The 17,526-nt window shown below is 51.4% G+C and carries 15 protein-coding genes; 12 read left to right on the top strand and 3 right to left on the bottom strand.

Annotation, left to right across the window (positions count from 1 at the left end; translation table 11 throughout):
- Positions 1-29: 29 nt before the first annotated feature.
- From ispG to QP938_04935, 7 genes are all read left to right on the top strand, one after another.
- Complete coding sequence (gene ispG / locus QP938_04905) at positions 30-1,148, top strand: flavodoxin-dependent (E)-4-hydroxy-3-methylbut-2-enyl-diphosphate synthase (GenBank protein WIO75251.1); 1,119 nt, start codon at positions 30-32, stop codon at positions 1,146-1,148.
- 103 nt (positions 1,149-1,251) lie between these two features.
- Positions 1,252-2,526, top strand: coding sequence for a histidine--tRNA ligase (gene hisS / locus QP938_04910; protein WIO75252.1), 1,275 nt, complete (start codon positions 1,252-1,254; stop codon positions 2,524-2,526).
- 68 nt (positions 2,527-2,594) lie between these two features.
- Complete coding sequence (locus QP938_04915) at positions 2,595-3,284, top strand: tetratricopeptide repeat protein (GenBank protein ID WIO75253.1); 690 nt, start codon at positions 2,595-2,597, stop codon at positions 3,282-3,284.
- Positions 3,285-3,325: 41 nt separating this feature from the next.
- Positions 3,326-4,489, top strand: a complete 1,164-nt coding sequence (gene bamB / locus QP938_04920) for an outer membrane protein assembly factor BamB (GenBank protein WIO75254.1) — start codon at positions 3,326-3,328, stop codon at positions 4,487-4,489.
- 125 nt (positions 4,490-4,614) lie between these two features.
- The gene (gene der, locus QP938_04925; protein ID WIO75255.1) at positions 4,615-6,015 is read left to right on the top strand and encodes a ribosome biogenesis GTPase Der; all 1,401 of its coding nucleotides are present in this window, start codon (positions 4,615-4,617) and stop codon (positions 6,013-6,015) included.
- Between the two features lie 60 nt (positions 6,016-6,075).
- Positions 6,076-6,846, top strand: a complete 771-nt coding sequence (locus QP938_04930) for a DUF481 domain-containing protein (protein WIO75256.1) — start codon at positions 6,076-6,078, stop codon at positions 6,844-6,846.
- 29 nt (positions 6,847-6,875) lie between these two features.
- On the top strand, positions 6,876-7,601 hold the full coding sequence (locus tag QP938_04935) for a DUF481 domain-containing protein (protein ID WIO75257.1): 726 nt from the start codon (positions 6,876-6,878) through the stop codon (positions 7,599-7,601).
- A 129-nt stretch (positions 7,602-7,730) separates the two neighbouring features.
- On the opposite strand, the gene xseA is transcribed toward QP938_04935, so the two are convergent.
- The gene (xseA, locus tag QP938_04940) at positions 7,731-9,074 is read right to left on the bottom strand and encodes an exodeoxyribonuclease VII large subunit (protein ID WIO75258.1); all 1,344 of its coding nucleotides are present in this window, start codon (positions 9,072-9,074) and stop codon (positions 7,731-7,733) included.
- Positions 9,075-9,452: 378 nt separating this feature from the next.
- On the opposite strand from xseA, the gene QP938_04945 reads away from it, so the two are divergent.
- Positions 9,453-9,872: a hypothetical protein gene (locus QP938_04945; GenBank protein ID WIO75259.1), complete on the top strand. Its 420-nt coding sequence runs from the start codon at positions 9,453-9,455 to the stop codon at positions 9,870-9,872.
- 94 nt (positions 9,873-9,966) lie between these two features.
- The gene (locus QP938_04950) at positions 9,967-10,455 is read left to right on the top strand and encodes a DUF2165 domain-containing protein (GenBank protein WIO75260.1); all 489 of its coding nucleotides are present in this window, start codon (positions 9,967-9,969) and stop codon (positions 10,453-10,455) included.
- Positions 10,456-10,634: 179 nt separating this feature from the next.
- On the opposite strand, the gene argS is transcribed toward QP938_04950, so the two are convergent.
- Positions 10,635-12,374 (bottom strand): arginine--tRNA ligase, encoded by a 1,740-nt coding sequence (argS, locus tag QP938_04955; protein WIO75261.1) that lies wholly within the window; start codon positions 12,372-12,374, stop codon positions 10,635-10,637.
- Positions 12,375-12,576: 202 nt separating this feature from the next.
- Between argS and QP938_04960 the strand changes: the two genes are divergently transcribed.
- The 3 genes from QP938_04960 (at position 12,577) to QP938_04970 (ending at position 16,057) form a co-directional block, all read left to right on the top strand.
- Positions 12,577-12,825, top strand: a complete 249-nt coding sequence (locus QP938_04960) for an OadG family transporter subunit (GenBank protein ID WIO75262.1) — start codon at positions 12,577-12,579, stop codon at positions 12,823-12,825.
- A gap of 258 nt (positions 12,826-13,083) precedes the next feature.
- The gene (gene oadA, locus QP938_04965) at positions 13,084-14,874 is read left to right on the top strand and encodes a sodium-extruding oxaloacetate decarboxylase subunit alpha (protein WIO75263.1); all 1,791 of its coding nucleotides are present in this window, start codon (positions 13,084-13,086) and stop codon (positions 14,872-14,874) included.
- Positions 14,875-14,884: 10 nt separating this feature from the next.
- Positions 14,885-16,057, top strand: a complete 1,173-nt coding sequence (locus QP938_04970; protein WIO75264.1) for a sodium ion-translocating decarboxylase subunit beta — start codon at positions 14,885-14,887, stop codon at positions 16,055-16,057.
- Between the two features lie 70 nt (positions 16,058-16,127).
- Here the strand turns inward: QP938_04970 and QP938_04975 are convergent, their stop codons facing one another.
- Positions 16,128-17,501 (bottom strand): NAD-dependent succinate-semialdehyde dehydrogenase, encoded by a 1,374-nt coding sequence (locus QP938_04975; GenBank protein WIO75265.1) that lies wholly within the window; start codon positions 17,499-17,501, stop codon positions 16,128-16,130.
- Positions 17,502-17,526 lie beyond the last annotated feature (25 nt).

Consider the following 17,526-nt stretch of genomic DNA (forward strand, 5'->3'; position numbering starts at 1 on the left):
GGTAAATACAGGCCAAATGGTAGTTTTTCATGCAGTTTGAGTCACCGATTGTTCGACGCAAAACTCGCCAGATCATGGTGGGTAACGTTCCTGTGGGCGGCGGGGCACCGATCTCCGTCCAGAGTATGACCAACACCGAAACCACCGATGTCGACGCGACTGTAGCCCAGATTCAGCGTTTGCAGGATGCTGGTGCCGATATTGTCAGGGTTTCAGTACCCAGTATGGATGCAGCCGAAGCTTTTGGTGCGATTCGCAAGCGGGTGAGCCTGCCGTTGGTGGCCGATATTCATTTTGACTATCGAATTGCTCTGCGCGTAGCCGATCTTGGTGTTGACTGTTTGCGAATCAATCCCGGTAATATTGGCCGTGAAAAACGTATCCAGGCAGTGGTGGACAAAGCCCGCGATCTCAATATCCCAATTCGCATCGGGGTAAATGCAGGGTCCCTGGAAAAAGACCTCCAGAAAAAATACGGTGAACCGACCCCGGATGCGCTGGTGGAGTCTGCACTGCGCCATGTGGAAATTCTCGACCGCCTCAACTTTCACGATTTTAAAGTCAGCGTAAAGGCCTCCGATATTTTTATGGCGGTTGGTGCCTATCGCAAATTGTCCGAACAAATCGAACAGCCGCTGCACCTGGGCATTACCGAAGCTGGTGGTTTCCGCTCCGGTACCGTGAAGTCGGCAATCGGCCTCGGCCAGCTGCTAATGGAAGGTATCGGTGACACCATGCGAGTCTCCCTCGCCGCAGATCCGGTGGAAGAGGTGCGGGTTGCCTGGGATATGCTCAAAAGCCTGCGCATTCGCTCCAAGGGTATTAACTTCATTGCCTGCCCCAGCTGCTCACGTCAGAATTTTGATGTGGTGAAAACCATGAACGAGCTGGAAACGCGATTGGAAGATATCACTGTACCGATGGATGTAGCGGTAATCGGCTGTATCGTAAACGGTCCGGGTGAAGCCAAAGAGGCGGATATCGGCCTGACCGGTGCGTCGCCAAGCAATCTGGTTTATATTGACGGTGAACCGGATCACAAAATTGGCCAGGATAACCTGGTGGATGAATTGGAAAGACTGATTCGCGCCAAGGCAGAAGCCAAGGCTGAGGCAGAAAGCCAAATCATTGCTCGATCCGAAGACTGAGATTTAAAAGCTGTGAAACTGCCGGGCTGAAAACTCGGCAGTTATTGTTTTTATATCGAGTACTTCAAACAAATAACCGAAAGCACCAAGAACGGAAAAGAACTTGAAAAAAATCCAGTCAATCAGGGGTATGAATGACCTTACCCCAGCAGGCTCTCCTGTATGGCAATATCTTGAAGGCACTGTGGCCAAGCTGCTGAAAAAGTACGGCTACAGTGAAATTCGTACCCCCATTCTTGAGCAAACCGATCTGTTCAAGCGCTCTATTGGCGAAGTGACAGATATTGTCGAAAAGGAAATGTACACCTTTGACGATCGCAATGGTGAAAGTGTCACCATGCGACCAGAGGGGACCGCCAGCTGTGTGCGCGCCTGCGAACAGCATGGCTTGCTCCACAACCAGATTCAGAGGCTTTGGTATACCGGGCCGATGTTCCGTTACGAACGTCCCCAGAAAGGGCGTTTGCGTCAATTCCACCAGGTAGGTGTTGAAGTGTTTGGTCTGGATGGACCGGATATTGATGCAGAGCTGCTGGTAATGACAGCCAGATTGTGGCGAGAGCTGGGCATAGCTGATGCCGTTACCCTGCAGATCAACTCTCTGGGCACCCCTGAGTCACGAGCAAAATACCGCGCCGAACTGGTGGCCTTTCTTGAGGCGCGCAAAGATCAGTTGGACGAGGATTGTAAGCGCCGTCTGGTAACTAACCCGTTGAGGGTTCTGGATAGCAAAAACCCGGAAGTACAGGCGCTGTTAGTGGATGCACCCAGCCTTCAGGATTACATGGATGAGGAATCCAAAGTTCACTTTCAACGTTTGTGTGAACTGCTGGATGCCGCCGGTGTCTCTTATGAGGTCAATCCTAAGCTGGTTCGTGGATTGGATTACTACAGCAAAACAGTTTTTGAGTGGGTCACTGATTCACTCGGTGCACAAGGAACAGTGTGTGCCGGTGGTCGCTATGATGGCCTGGTAGAACAACTCGGTGGCAAGCCCACTCCTGCAGTTGGTTTTGCCATGGGCATTGAGCGTCTGGTTCTGATGCTTGACGCATTGAACGTCGTCCCCGATAGTATCGCCCGACAAATTGATGTCTATCTGGCGGCACTGGGCGATGTACAGAGTGCGGCACTGACTCTGGCTGAAAAATTGCGGGACGAGTGCCCGAATCTTCGCTTGTTGAGTCACTGTGGTGGAGGCAGCTTTAAAAGTCAGCTGAAAAAAGCCGATAAAAGTGCTGCTGATATTGCCTTGATCCTGGCAGAAGACGAACTGGCTGCGGGCTCGGTAACTGTTAAGTTCTTGCGAGAAGAGCGAGAGCAGCAAACGGTAGCCATGGCGGATGTTAGCCAGTTGTTGAATAACTATTTTGACTAAACCCTTGCGAATTTTGGACGACAGATCCTGAATCGCAATTTATTGATTTTGATTGGTAAGGAGTGAGCGTGAGCGCACATCTGAGTGAAGAAGAGCAACTGGAGGCGTTAAAGCGCTGGTGGAAAGACAACGGCAAAGGCGTTGTTATGGCTGTAGTGCTGGGTCTGGGTGCAACCTGGGGCTGGAACAGTTATCAGGATTACAAAGAAGAGCAAGCGCAGCAGGCATCTCTTGTTTACCTGCAAATGCTGGACGCTGAGAGTGCAGCTTCGCCTTCTGAGCGTACCGAACAGCAAAAAGCGGATATTACCCGTCACGCAGTAACTCTCAAAGATGAACATGCCGGTACTCAGTATGCGTATTACGCTTCCCTGATGTTGGCCAAATTGGCTGTTGAGCAATCTGACCTGGATACTGCTGCCACTGAACTGGAGTCCGTATTGGATTCAGGTGCCGATGAAGGCTTGAAAGCGATAGCTAATCTTCGTCTGGCTCGAGTGCAGGCTGCCCGTGGCAAGCATCAAGAAGCGCTGGCGCTCCTTGATAGTAATGTGTCTGGTGCATTGGCGGCGGATTATGCAGAGGTACGTGGCGATATTTACCTGCAGCAAGGTGATAACAGCGCTGCCTATACCGCTTATAAGCTGGCGATGGAGCTGGCGGTTGCAGCAGGTGAGCAATCCAACCAGTTACTCCAGCTGAAATTGAACAGAGTAGAATCTGCGGGTTCTGAAGTCGCCTCGGAAGCGGCAGAATAATAATTTCTGACAAATAGGATGCTGCCATGAGAGGAATAACAATGAAGCAATGGCTTGCGACAAAACGTATTACCGCAGCGATGGCATTGGTATTGCTGTCCGGTTGTAGCTGGTTTGGTGGTGATGACGATGAGAGTGGCCCGGCGCCACTGGCAGATTTTGAATCACTGGTTAAAGTTGACCGGGTTTGGTCCAAAGGGATTGGCGGCAGTGCCGATGACTACTTCTCAGGTTTGCGGCCTGTTGTAGCTGACGGTGTGGTTTATGCAGCGAGCTCCGATGGCGATGTATCTGCTTTCCAGTCAACAACTGGCGAACGTTTATGGGAAGTTGAATTGGATGTCTCCATCTCGGGCGGTGTCGGTATTGCCGGGGATAAAGTTTTGGTTGGCAACCGCAAAGGCCAATTGTTTGCCCTGAATCGGGAAGACGGTGTCCAGCTTTGGCAGGCAAGCCTGAGTAGTGAGGTTCTCTCTCCAGCTGCCGGCAACAGCAGAATAGTTGTTGCCCAGGTGCATGATGGTTCCATCGTGGCGCTGAATGCACAAACCGGTGAAAAGATTTGGGATCGCTCTACACAGGTTCCACGCTTGAGTTTATATGGAAACAGTGTGCCCCAGGTTAGTGATGATGCCGTAGTTGTAGCTACCGCCGATGGCAAGTTGATCAGTTATGAGCTTGAACGCGGTGCTTTTAACTGGGAGGTACCACTGGCTAGCCCTCGTGGAGCTTCTGACCTGGAAAAGCTCAGCGATATTGATGGCCAGATCCTGCGAGTTGGAGAGGTATTCTACGTATCTGGCTACCAGGGCTCTGTGGCTGCGCTGAGTAGAACCAGCGGTAGAGTGTTGTGGAACAAAACCCTTTCCAGTTTCCATGGCCCGGCGGTGGCCAATAACAGATTGTTTGTGGTTGACGACAACGACCAGCTGCGCTGCTTGCGCAGCAATGGTGGTCTGGACTTGTGGACCAATGATCAAATGCAGCGTCGCGGTTTGACCGCGCCAGTAGCCTTTGCCGACATTGTGGTTGTTGCTGATCGTGAAGGCTACATGCATGTGCTGTCAGCAGAGGATGGCCAGATGGTTGGACGCACCAAGGTGGATGGTAGTGGCGTTCGTGCGCCGATGACGACCGATGGCACCTTGATCTTTGTTCAGGACGACGGTGGCGATTTAAGTGCGTATCGCATCACACCGAAGTAAATAATCCTTAAAGTCTGCTAAAATGGCTGCCCTTAAACCGGTGGCCATTTTTTTCGTCGGTACATTGCTCATCTAAAGAGACGGTTGCCACTGGCACCGCAAACCTAAACTGAGGTAACTCGGTAGTGAAACTGCCTGTAATCGCCCTTGTCGGGCGCCCCAATGTCGGTAAATCGACGCTCTTTAACCGACTCACCAGATCCCGGGATGCCTTGGTGGCTGACTTTGCCGGACTGACCCGCGATCGCAAATATGGCGAGGGGGAGATGCATGGCAAACGTTTTATGGTTATCGATACCGGTGGTATCAGTGGTGACGAAGAGGGCATCGACTCGGTAATGGCAGGTCAGTCACTGCAGGCCATGGATGAAGCCGATGTGGTGTTGTTTGTGGTGGACAGCCGCGCTGGCCTGACCCCGGCGGACCGGATTATTGCCCAGCACCTTCGCAGTAAGGGCCGCAAGGCGTTACTGGTGGCCAACAAAATCGACGGTGTAAACCCGGATATGGCGATGGCGGAGTTCTATGAACTCGGCTTTGAAACCGTTTTTCCGACCACAGCTACGCACGGCCGTGGTGTCCGCTCGATGATGGAAGAGGTACTCGAACCGTTCGAAGAGCCAATTCCTGAAACTGAAGGAGAAGATCAACGCGGTATCAAGATTGCCGTAGTTGGGCGCCCCAATGTGGGTAAATCGACGCTGGTAAACAGATTGCTTGGTGAAGATCGTGTTGTGGTATTTGATATGCCCGGCACTACTCGTGACAGTGTTTACATCGACTACGAGCGTCATGGTAAACGTTATACCCTTATCGACACCGCCGGTATTCGCCGCCGCAAAAACGTTAAGCTGGCCGTGGAAAAATTCTCCATTGTCAAAACCCTGCAGGCCATTGAAGATTCCAATGTGGCAGTGTTGCTGGTTGATGCCAGTGAGGGGCTCGTAGATCAGGACCTGCACATGATGGGTCATGTAATCGACGCAGGCCGTGCACTGGTGGTTGCAGTAAACAAGTGGGATGGTCTTGAGCCCGAGCAAAAGGACCACGTCAAAAATGAGCTGGAGCGCCGCCTGCGCTTCGCGGATTTTGCCGACATTCACTTTATTTCCGCCCTGCATGGCAGTGGCGTAGGCAACCTGTATAAATCCATTGAGCAAGCCTATAAATCGGCCACAGATAAACTGAGCACCTCGTACCTGACACGATTGCTGGAAGATGCAGTAGCCCAGCATCAGCCGCCAATGGTAAATGGTCGCCGAATCAAATTGCGTTATGCTCACTCTGGCGGATCAAACCCGCCCATCGTAGTTATTCACGGAAACCAGACCAGTCAGGTTCCCAATAACTATGTGCGCTACCTGGAAAAAACCTTCAGGCAGGCACTGGATCTTCACGGCACGCCAATTCGGATTGAGTTCAAGGGTGGTGAAAACCCTTATGCCAATACGGCATCGTCGGATCGGGAAGCCGCAAAAAAACGTCGTTTGCAGAAAACCAGGGACGCTCGCAAAAAGAAAAAGTAACAGTTTGCCGGGATTACCGACCGGAGACCGGTGATCCCGACCTCGTGGGGGGGTGAGACAATGAAACCACTAATACTCTTTTCAGCGTTTTTATCGTTGCCTGTCTGGGCCACAAACCTGGCTGAGACAGAAAATAAAAATCTTGATGTGGCAGGCTCTGAAGCTGCATCCAAAGCGGAACCTCCTGCCAAAATCTGGCATGGTATCGGTTCTCTCGGCTTCAATAATTCTACCGGCAATAGCCATGCAGAAAATCTGTTTGGCAAAATCAAGCTGGTCATCAATCCTCAAAAGTGGCGGCTTGAGTGGGGATTGGAAGCTGCACTGGGGTCAAATGGAGAGAAGCAGACTCGCCAGACTTATATAAATGATCTGCAGCTGGATTATGATTTTTCAGAGATCCGTTACGGATTTGCCAACCTGCACACTACGCGCAATAAATATGGAGCATTCCGTCACCAGTCGACTTTCTCTACAGGTATGGGTTGGCGCACAATCAAAGGTGAGCGCAGCGAACTGTCCTTGGAAACAGGTCTGGGTGTTCGCCAGACTGAAGAGAACGTATCCGGGTTGATCAGCACCGAAAAAGTTGTGCGGGGAAAACTCAACTGGGTCTATCAACTGAATGACACAGCCAAACTGGTAGAAAACTTTCGTTTTGAATCCGGTATGGGTAATACCACCATAGAGTCGGAAGCGGGGATGCATCTGCAGGTTTCTGAAAACGTAGGGCTAAAAGTTTCCTATCGAGTGATCAGCAATACAGAGGTGCCAGAGGGCGAGGCGGATACTGAAACATTGACTGCCGTTTCTCTGGGTTATCTTTTCTAGTACAAAGTCTCAACAAAAGAGGAAGAGCAATGAAGAAAAAGTTTCTCGTAGCCGTATTGGCAATCGTTCCGGCAGCGGCTTGTTTCGCAGAAGATAGCTCCGATAGTTGGTCTGGCGAAGCTGAGTTGGGTTTTACCCGATCTACCGGTAACACCGATTCTGAAAACCTGCTGTCTCGCATCAAGATCAATAAAGAATACTTGAAGTGGAGCAATGAACTGCGTCTGGAGGCAATCAATAGCTCCGAGGATGATGTTCGCACCAAGGAAAGCTACCTGATGGAGCTTCAAGCCAATCGTAAGTTCTCCGATCTTACATACGCTTTTAGTAACCTGCGTCACGTTGAAGACAAGTTTGGTGGTTTCCGCAAACAATCATCCGTCAGCTTCGGTATGGGTTGGAATGTACTGAGAGAGCCAGACCACAAACTGAAACTGGAAAGCGGTTTGGGTTATCGTCGCAGTGAAGAGCAATCTACAGAAGATATGCCAGGTGAGACGCAGGGCGAACCAGTCTTTGTTGGCAGTGCCGAGTGGGTTTACCAGCTCACTGAAACCACCACACTCAGCGACACCTTCCGTACAGAAGTGGGTAGCGACAACACCTTCACCGAGAATGAAATTGCAGCTCGCGTAAAAATTAACGCGTCACTGGGATTGAAAGTGAGCTACCTGGTACGTAACAACAGCGATGTGCCGGTTGATACCGAAAAGACCGACACGCTGACGTCGATCAGCCTCGACTACAAATTTTAATTGGTTCTAGAAAAACGTTTTCGAGGAAGTCAATGCAAGGCAAAAACAGGCGAAAAAGCGGAGTTTATATTTGATAAATGAGCATTTTGAGCCTGTTTTTAACGCCGCAGTGACAACGTAGATAGTTTTTCAATCGCTGATGGCATCGACGGTGCATGTAAGTGTACCGTCGCTCAATCGAGCGGTTACGGTTTGCCCGATTGCCACCTCTTTAACTGAATCAATCACCTGTCCCTGTTCAGTCAGGGTAATGCTGTAACCGCGCTCCAGTGTTTTCAACGGACTCACGGTATTCAGCATCTGCGCAACACCGGCCAGCGCTGTCTGGCGACTTTTAAGTTGCAGCCTAATTGCGTTGTGCAGTCTTTCGCTCAGGTAACTGGTGCGCTGTTTGTACTCGGCAATTTTTACTTCCGGGTGAAACCGTGACAGCCGCGCGGTTAACTCTTTTAAATTGCTCTGGCAGTGCTGAATCTTTTTGGCCTGGGCAGCCAGCAGGCGAATTTCCAGATGATCCAGGTGCTGTTGCTGTTCGCGGAGCCGTTCACCGGGGTGGCGTTGGCGGCGCTGCAGGTGTTCCAGCTTCTGGCGCAAAGCCTGAATCTGGCGTTTCACGGTATCCGCCAGTAATTGCTGGTAGCCAGCAAATGTCGCCATAAGCTCCGTGCCATCCGGGCTCAATAACTCAGCTGCCGCCGAAGGAGTAGGGGCGCGCAGGTCGGCAACCAGATCGGCAATGGTAAAGTCGACCTCGTGGCCAACGGCGCTGACGATGGGAATGTTGCTGTGGTAAATCGCTCGCGCAACACGCTCTTCGTTAAACGCCCACAGGTCTTCCATTGAGCCACCGCCGCGTCCGACGATCAGTACATCACAGCGGTTGTCGCGATTGGCAATTTCGATAGCGGTGGCAATTTGCTCTATGGCCTCGCGACCCTGTACCGCTGTTGGGTAAATGGATACCGGGATGGAGGGGAACCGTCGCCGCAGAATATTGAGGATATCCTGAATCGCCGCGCCGGTAGGGGAGGTGATCACACCAATGCGCTTGGGCATGGTAGGCACTGGCTTTTTGTGCTCAGCGGCAAACAAGCCTTCCGCCATGAGCTTGCTTTTAAGCTCTTCAAAGCGCCGTTGCAGTGCGCCCAGTCCGGCTTCTTCCATATGCTCGACAATCAGCTGGAATTCACCGCGGCCTTCATAAAGGCTAACCCGACAGCGCACCATAACCTGCATGCCATTTTGCGGCCGAAAGCGTACCAGGCCATTGCGGTTGCGGAACATTGCCCCGCGAACCTGGGCGTTGTCGTCTTTGAGGGTGAAGTACCAATGGCCGGAGCTGGGGCAGGCGAGGTTGGACAACTCGCCCTCCACCCAGATCAGTGGCAAGTGTGTTTCAAGCAACTGTCGGGTGCGACGGTTGAGCTGGCTGACAGTGAAGACCTGTCGTTCTGGGAGTTCGTTGATATCCATGGGGGCATTGTAAAGAAGGTGATTGTTGGGCGCTATGGTGGGTTTTGTTTGTGTTGTTGTGGTGCTTCGTAGCCGCCGCTACCTGCCGGGCAGTCTTTTCCCCTCATAATAAACACAAATCGGGGAAAAGACTGCCCGGAAGGTAACGGCTGAGTTGGGTTGAGGGTGAATGGTTCAGGCAGATGGTTTTGAGTAGGGGCTTCCAAAAATATCGAGACCTCGCTATCTTTGTTTATAGGAAAACTCACGTGCACAGGAGTGGATTTTTTGTCACTTCTGATCATCCTTTCCCAGCGACAAGTTATCGGCTAATGAAAAATAACCTCATTAGGCAAAGCAAGCGTTCGCGATATATAAATGCTATAGGCTAAATAGTCCATGAAACATATTACCTTTCTTTTAATATTACTAACCTTCAATAGTTTTGCATGTAATCAAGTTTCCGAAGCTAAAGAGGAGGTATTTGCAAAGATAATTAGAAGAGACTCGGAAGCAGTTGATATAGTAATTGTCTATCCGGATAAATTTGAAAATGCAAAGGTAGAATCTTTCTCGTTTGTTCTATTTCAAGATAATGAATTTTTCATGTATGTAGATTCGAGTATCTTGAAGCACGACTCTGGTGCAGTTGAAATCGACTTGGATCAGTGTAGCTGGTCTTATATTGCAGTCAAAGAAAGTGCATTAGACGATATTGAAATAGTCGTTAGTTATCGATGGCCTCCGACGGAGGATGGCACAGTAGTCGTGTGTGGACCAGAAAAACGACACAAGTTATCGGAAATAATCAAAAATTAAAGTGGGCAGATTTATATTCGATCTCTGAGTGCAGACTTTATACAACACTACCAGACATCTCCTATAGTTATATTCAACTAAAGGAGATACCCAAATGGCCATTCGAATATTAAAAATCATCTTGGTAATCTTTGTCGGTCTGCAGGGCTGGCTTTACGTCGCTGGCAACATTACTAATTGGGAATCCGGACTTGGCGCTGTTGGCTATGTGCTGGGAATGGAAGGGCACGAGGTCTACCCAAATCATATCTTTCCATCGATCACTAACCCGGCTTTAGTGACAATTGCTTTCATAACTATTATCACTGGAGAGTTTTTGGTTGGTGCGCTCTCGTTTAAAGGTGCTTGTGACCTGTGGAAAGCGCGAAATGGCAGTGCAGATGAATTCAATTCTGCGAAGACTTTTGCAATCTTAGGCTCGGGCATGGCAATGGTGGTCTGGTTTGGGGGTTTTATTGTTATCGGTGGAGCGCTTTTTCAGATGTGGCAGACCGCGATTGGTTGGAATTCGTTTGAGGGGGCTTTTGTTTATGCGGCCTGGAGCGCGTTTGTCCTGCTGTTTGTGAATAGTCCAGATAGGTAGATATCGAACCCGGCAACATTCAAGGAAGCAAGGCCTTTTACCCTTCAAAACCGTAGCCGGCATGGATGCCGGCTCCGAGCTTACAGGGATGTATTCACAGCGTGTTTTGAAGGGTAAAAGGCCTTGCTTCCGTTACTACGAAGCTCCAATACAAAAAAGCCTCGCAAGCAACCAGCAAATTACATCTGCTCCATCACCTCGATACCCAATAACTCCAGACCACAGGCCAGTGTGTCGGCGGTGCGCTTGCACAGCAGCAGGCGGCTGGCGCGGGTGGCGGTGTCTACGTCGTCTTTGAGTACCGGGCAGTGTTCGTAGAAGCTCATAAACTGGCTGGCCAGTTCGTAGAGGTAACTGCACAGAATGTGCGGGTAGGCGTCGGCGGCTACCTGGTCGAGTACTTCACCCAGTTGCAGCAGTTTCATGGCCAGGGCTTTTTCCTGCGGCTCGGCGATGGTGATGTCGCCATTCAGCTGTTCTGCATCGATTTCTGCGCGGCGGAAGATGCTGTGAATACGTGCGTAAGCGTATTGCAGGTAGGGGGCGGTGTTGCCCTCAAAGCTCAGCATGCTGTCCCAGCTGAAGATGTAGTCGTTAGTGCGGGTTTTGCTGAGATCGGCGTATTTCACCGCGCCGATACCCACTTTGCGAGCTACTTCTGTACGCTGGGCTTCTGGCATATCCGGATTTTTCTCGGTCACCAGTTTGGTGGCGCGTTCAACCGCTTCGGTCAGCAGTTCGGCCAGTTTAACGGTGCCACCGGTACGGGTCTTAAATGGTTTGCCGTCGTTGCCCATCATGGTGCCGAACGGGCAGTGTTCAAAGCTGAGGTTGTCGCTGGCAAAGCCGGCTTTGCGAGATGCTGTTATTACCTGCTTCATGTGCAGTGACTGGCGCGCATCAGTAAAGATCAGGATGCGGTCGGCGTTCAGCTGGTGACAGCGGTAATCCATTGCGGCGAGGTCAGTAGTGGCGTAGAGGTAACCACCGCCAGACTTCTGGACGATCATCGGGCTTGGATTGCCGTTCTTGTCGGCCAGCTCTTCCAGGAACACAACCTTGGCGCCCTGGTCGTCAACCGCCAGGCTTTTCTCTTCGAGAGTCTTGATAACGCCGGGCAGGGCGTCGTTGAAGGCGCTTTCCGGCTTGATGTCATCGTGACCCAGGGTCACATTCAGGGCGCGGTAGATTTCTTCACTGTGCTGAACCGAAATATCGATAAATTGTTGCCACAATTTCAGGCAGTGGCTGTCACCGCCTTGTAACTTGACTACATATTGACGCGATTTGTCGGCAAAATCGGCGTCATTGTCAAAATGTTTCTTGGCTTGCTGATAAAAAGTCTCCAGGTCTTTCAGAGCGAGTTCAGCCTGCTCACCTTCACCCAGATGTTCCTCCAATTCGGCGATCAGCATGCCGAACTGAGTGCCCCAGTCACCCATGTGGTTCTGGCGAACTACCTTATTGCCGAGGAACTCCAGTACTCGCACAACTGAGTCACCAATAATGGTGCTGCGCAGGTGGCCAACATGCATCTCTTTGGCCAGGTTTGGCGCGGAGTAATCCACGACCACAGTCTGTGCAGGATCGGCGGGTGTTGCGCCGAGGCGTTTATCTGCCTGTGAGCTATTTAATTGCTCAGCCAGAAAAGGTTGTGCCAGATGTATATTGATAAACCCGGGGCCAGCCAGTTCGACTTTGTCGGCGATGCCGTTCAGATCAAGGGTATCGACAACCTTTTGCGCCAATTCGCGAGGGTTGGTTTTCAGGCGTTTTGCGGCGCCCAATACGCCGTTGGCCTGAAAGTCACCAAACTCTGGTTTGGTGCTGTAGGTAACATGGGGGCTGCACTCGGCAGGAATCTCACAGGCAGTCATGGCGGCCTGGATACGATCGGACAGTAACTGTTTGATGCTCATGGAAATTTTGTCTGTTTTTACCGGCGGGAAATGACGTGTATTGTAGGGCTTTTTGCCTTTTAAACATAGTCTTGTAAAAAAATTTCACGAAAAATCAGAGGGTTGCGCGAAACTCGAGGTTGTTTGTACTATTCGTCAGATCCACTTCAGGGGCTTGATTCCTGAGTGGGTGAAACCTAATAACACCGAGGAGATTTCCCGAATGGCCGATCAGTTGTTTCAACAAGGCGTCGACCTGATGCTCTATGGCATGGGAACCGTATTTGTGTTTTTGGCGATCCTGGTGATCGCGACCGGAGGTATGACCAAGTTTATTGGGCGCTTCTTCCCGGAAGTGATCGAAATTCCAGAGTCAAAGCCGGTATCGCAAGGCAGTGGTCAACAGTCTGTCGATTCCAAAACACTGAAGATTATTCAAGCTGCGGTCGATAAGCATCGCGGTCGCAAATAACTTTAGGGCGCCTCTAAAAATGCACTTTTTCAGCGATAGCCGCGTTGGCAACGTACTCGACTCCTCATGTATGTCTTATACACTCCGGGTCTCCGTGCGCTGCCGCCTTGCTCTCGCAAAAAAAATCACTATTTTTAAAAGCGCCCTTTCGTTCTCTCATATTTTCACCTGGCTAGCTGCCGGTGGTTAACGTGTAAATTTGATTTCAATGCACATGGTCTAAAAGACACTGCATTGGTCTGATAGGGGAATTTACAGATGTCCGATTCATCTACCCAAACCCACAACAAGTTGGGTATTACCGATGTCGTATTGCGCGACGCTCACCAGTCACTGTTTGCAACGCGACTCCGTCTGGATGACATGCTGCCGATTGCAGAGAAGCTGGATAAAGTTGGCTTCTGGTCACTGGAAACCTGGGGTGGCGCTACCTTTGACTCCTGTATTCGCTACCTTGGAGAAGATCCTTGGGATCGCATTCGCGAACTGAAAAAAGCGATGCCAAACACGCCGCAACAGATGCTGTTCCGCGGCCAGAATATCCTCGGTTACCGCCACTATGCCGACGACGTGGTTGAAAAATTTGTTGAGCGCTGTGCCACCAACGGTGTAGACGTGTTTCGCGTATTTGATGCCATGAACGATATGCGCAACCTGGAAACTGCCCTCAAGGCTGTGAAAAAGGTTGGCAAGCACGCTCAAGGTACACTTTCATACACATTAAGCCCGGTTCACGATATTGAAACCTGGGTGAGCATGGGTAAGCAGCTTGAAGACATGGGCGCCGATTCCATTGCCATTAAAGACATGGCCGGTCTGCTCAAGCCTTATGAAGGCTATGAACTGGTTTCCCGCCTAAAGGCAGAGACCGATCTGCGCATACACCTGCATGCTCACGCTACCACTGGCCTGTCTACGGCAACTGCACTGAAGTGTATTGAAGCTGGCATCGACAACGTCGATAGCGCCATCTCTTCCATGTCGATGACCTACGGCCACAGCCCCACCGAATCACTGGTGGCGATGCTGGAAGGTACTTACCGCGACACCGGTTTGAATCTGCAGCTGCTGGAAGAGATCGCCGCGTACTTCCGCGATGTGCGTAAGAAATACGCCAAGTTTGAAGGCTCATTGAGGGGTGTTGACTCCCGCATTCTGGTTGCCCAGGTGCCGGGCGGCATGTTGACCAATATGGAAAACCAGCTGCGCGACCAGGGTGCCGAAGACAAGCTTGATGACGTGCTGGCCGAAATACCGCAAGTGCGTAAAGACCTCGGCTACCTGCCACTGGTAACACCTACCTCTCAAATCGTAGGTACCCAGGCGGTACTCAATGTACTGACCGGCGAGCGTTACAAGTCGCTGTCCAAAGAGACCTGCGGTGTTTTGAAAGGTGAGTATGGCGCTACTCCTGCGCCAGTGAATGCCGAGCTGCAGGCTCGCGTTCTGGATGGTGCCGAGCCGGTTACCTGTCGTCCGGCAGACCTGCTTGAGCCGGAACTGGACAAGCTTACTGCTGAGCTGCTCGACCTGGCGAAAGAGAAGGGCATTAACCTGGCTCAGGGCGACGATCAAATTGATGACGTGCTGACCTACGCACTGTTCCCGCAAATCGGTCTCAAGTTTCTGGAAAACCGCAATAACCCGGCGGCGTTTGAACCGGTACCAACTGGTAAGGATGTACCGACCACCGATGCCGGTGAAGAGATTTATACCGTTCAGGTTGAAGGTGTCGATTACACCGTAACCGTGAGTGCGGGTGGTGATGTCAGCGGCATTGTGCCGGTTGCAGGCGGCGCTTCCACTGCCACCCAGGCTGCTGCACCAGTTACCGGTGGTGAGCCAGTACCGTCACCGCTGGCTGGCAATATCTTCAAAGTGCTGGTTACTCCGGGGCAACAGGTTAAGGAAGGCGACAACATCATTATCCTGGAAGCCATGAAAATGGAGACGGCTGTGTCGGCTCCTCGGGATGGCACCATCGGCGATATCAACGTAAAAGAGGGGGATGCAGTCACAGTGGGCGCACCTCTGGTCACTATCGGATAAGGGGCGCTCGATGGAACCATTACTTAACTTATGGGCCGATTCGGGCCTGTCGCAACTGACTGCTGGTCAGGCAGTGATGATGGCCGTGGGCCTGACATTACTGTATCTGGCGATCAAGAAAGGCTTTGAACCACTGCTGTTGGTGCCAATTGGCTTTGGTACCTTGCTGGTAAACGTTCCCGGTGCAGGTTTTGAAGCCGCACCGGTCTATGATGCCCTGGGCCATATGGAGAGCCCGGGTGGTTTGATGTATTACATCTACCACGTAGGGATTGAGTCGGGTATGTTCCCGCTGATTATCTTTATGGGCGTGGGTGCAATGACCGATTTTGGTCCAATGCTTGCCAATCCGCGCACGCTGTTTTTGGGTGCTGCGGCGCAGTTCGGTATTTTTGCCACTGTAATTGGTGCAGTCGGGCTGAGTGCCGCCGGTATTTTCGATTTCAGCATTCAGGATGCGGCTTCCATCGGTATTATCGGTGGCGCCGATGGCCCAACGGCGATTTTTGTTACCAGTAAGTTGTCTCCGGATCTGCTCGGTGCCATTGCGGTAGCAGCGTATTCCTACATGGCGCTGGTTCCGATTATTCAGCCGCCAATTATGAAAGCCCTGACAACGCCGGAAGAGCGCAAAATCAAAATGGAGCAGCTGCGCCATGTTTCCAAAACGGAAAAGATTGCGTTCCCGCTGATTCTGTTGATTCTGGTTGCACTGTTTCTGCCAAGCGCCGCGCCGCTGTTGGGTATGTTCTGTTTCGGCAACCTGATGCGCGAGTGTGGTGTGGTTTCCCGCTTGAGTGATACCACCCAGAATGCCCTGATCAATATCGTAACGATCTTCTTGGGGCTGGGTGTTGGCTCAAAAATGAGCGCCGAGAAATTCCTCAACGCGGAAACGCTGGGTATTTTGGTGCTGGGGATGATCGCTTTTTGTATCGGTACTGCTTGTGGTGTGTTGATGGCAAAATTGATGAACCGCTTTGGCAAAACCCCGATCAACCCCCTGATTGGCTCTGCCGGTGTGTCAGCGGTTCCGATGGCAGCTCGAGTCTCCAATAAGGTCGGGCTGGAATCCAACCCGCACAACTTCCTGTTGATGCATGCCATGGGCCCCAACGTTGCCGGGGTAATTGGCTCGGCGGTTGCCGCTGGTGTCATGCTCTCAATGGTTGGCGGTCAATAAATAAAAAAAGCTGCTCGTAAGCAATTGCGAGCAGCTTTTTTTGCACTCAAATTTTTCTTTTATTTAACCTTTAATTTTCTTTTTGTGGGCCTATCCACACTTGTTGGGCATTCACAAATTCATGAATGCCATGAGGCCCCAGTTCTCGGCCAAACCCGGATCTTTTAATGCCTCCACTGGGTAGGCGGGGGTCTGTTTTAACAATTCCATTAATAGCGACCTGACCGGTTTCCAGTAGTGGAGCCATGGCTTCTCCGCGTTTGTGAGTGGTCCAGATAGCAGCTGCCAGACCATATTCGCTGTTATTAGCCAGCGATATAGCGTGCTGTACATTCTCAGCTTTCATCGCCACAGCGACTGGCCCGAATGTTTCTTCACGGCTGGCAGTCATCTCCTCGGTTACATCGGCCAGTAGAGTTACCGGATAGAAATAGCCATCTCCATCGGGTAATTCACCGCCGAGAAAACAGTGTGCTCCCTGGCTGATGGATTCGCAGACCTGGCGATGCAGGTTATCGCGCAGATCCTTTCGAGCGATAGGGCCGATATCGGTTTCGTCCAATTCCGGATCTCCAACCACCAGTTTTTCCAGACGTTCTTTCAGCAGGTCGATCATTTCTTCATAGACTGGAGCTTCGATAATTATTCGCTTTGCGGCGATACAACTTTGGCCGGCATTGATAATTCGGGACAGAACAATGACATCCGCTGCCTTCTCAAGATCAGCATCGGCCAAAACAATTGCCGGGTCTGAGCCACCCAGTTCGAGAACTGAATGCTTTATTTGTGAAGCAGCAGTGGATGCGACGGTGGCACCGCCCCGGTCGGAGCCGGTAAAAGAGACGGCCTGAATACGCTTGTCCCTGATTACCGCTTCAGCCTGTGAGCGCTCAATGGGCAGGTTTTGGAATATCCCGATGGGGCAGTCAGGGTGATCAAACAAATCTGCAATGGCGGCAGCACAGCCGGGTACATGTGGGTCGTGTTTCATCACACAGGTGTTTCCGGCCATCAGTGTCGGGGCACAGAATCGAAACGCCAGCCAGAAGGGCGCATTCCAGGGAAGGATTCCCAGAATGACACCCAATGGCAGGTACTGGACGTAACTCAGTGATGCATCTGATTCCAACACCTCGGGCTTCAGGTAGTGCTGGGCATGGTCGGCATAGTGCTCGGCGCACCAGGCGGCTTTTTGCACTTCGGCACGGGCTTCTTTGATCGGCTTGCCCATCTCTTCGGTCATGAGCAGAGCAAGTGATTCGATATTCTCGCGCATTCGTAGCGCGACAGATTTTATTACCTGGGCGCGCTCTTTGAAGGTGGTTTGCCGCCAGTTTTGGTAGGCAGATTCCGAGCTGGCCAGAATGTCTTCCACTTCACTCTCACAGGCAGGTTGAACTTCTCGAACAATACTCCCGGTGGTTGGATTGATCGCAGTTAGCATAATTTGACTTTCCTCCTGCAAAAGT

Source organism: Porticoccaceae bacterium LTM1, from assembly GCA_030252795.1.
Lineage (GTDB): Bacteria > Pseudomonadota > Gammaproteobacteria > Pseudomonadales > Porticoccaceae > SCSIO-12696.

Bases quoted from the DNA above. Each gene is read 5' to 3' on its own strand.
- ispG (WIO75251.1), top strand. From the start codon at position 30: ATGCAGTTTGAGTCACCGATTGTTCGACGCAAAACTCGCCAGATCATG.
- bamB (WIO75254.1), top strand. From the start codon at position 3,326: ATGAAGCAATGGCTTGCGACAAAACGTATTACCGCAGCGATGGCATTG.
- QP938_04930 (WIO75256.1), top strand. From the start codon at position 6,076: ATGAAACCACTAATACTCTTTTCAGCGTTTTTATCGTTGCCTGTCTGG.
- QP938_04935 (WIO75257.1), top strand. From the start codon at position 6,876: ATGAAGAAAAAGTTTCTCGTAGCCGTATTGGCAATCGTTCCGGCAGCG.
- xseA (WIO75258.1), bottom strand. From the start codon at position 9,074: ATGGATATCAACGAACTCCCAGAACGACAGGTCTTCACTGTCAGCCAG.
- QP938_04945 (WIO75259.1), top strand. From the start codon at position 9,453: ATGAAACATATTACCTTTCTTTTAATATTACTAACCTTCAATAGTTTT.
- QP938_04950 (WIO75260.1), top strand. From the start codon at position 9,967: ATGGCCATTCGAATATTAAAAATCATCTTGGTAATCTTTGTCGGTCTG.
- argS (WIO75261.1), bottom strand. From the start codon at position 12,374: ATGAGCATCAAACAGTTACTGTCCGATCGTATCCAGGCCGCCATGACT.
- QP938_04960 (WIO75262.1), top strand. From the start codon at position 12,577: ATGGCCGATCAGTTGTTTCAACAAGGCGTCGACCTGATGCTCTATGGC.
- oadA (WIO75263.1), top strand. From the start codon at position 13,084: ATGTCCGATTCATCTACCCAAACCCACAACAAGTTGGGTATTACCGAT.
- QP938_04970 (WIO75264.1), top strand. From the start codon at position 14,885: ATGGAACCATTACTTAACTTATGGGCCGATTCGGGCCTGTCGCAACTG.
- QP938_04975 (WIO75265.1), bottom strand. From the start codon at position 17,501: ATGCTAACTGCGATCAATCCAACCACCGGGAGTATTGTTCGAGAAGTT.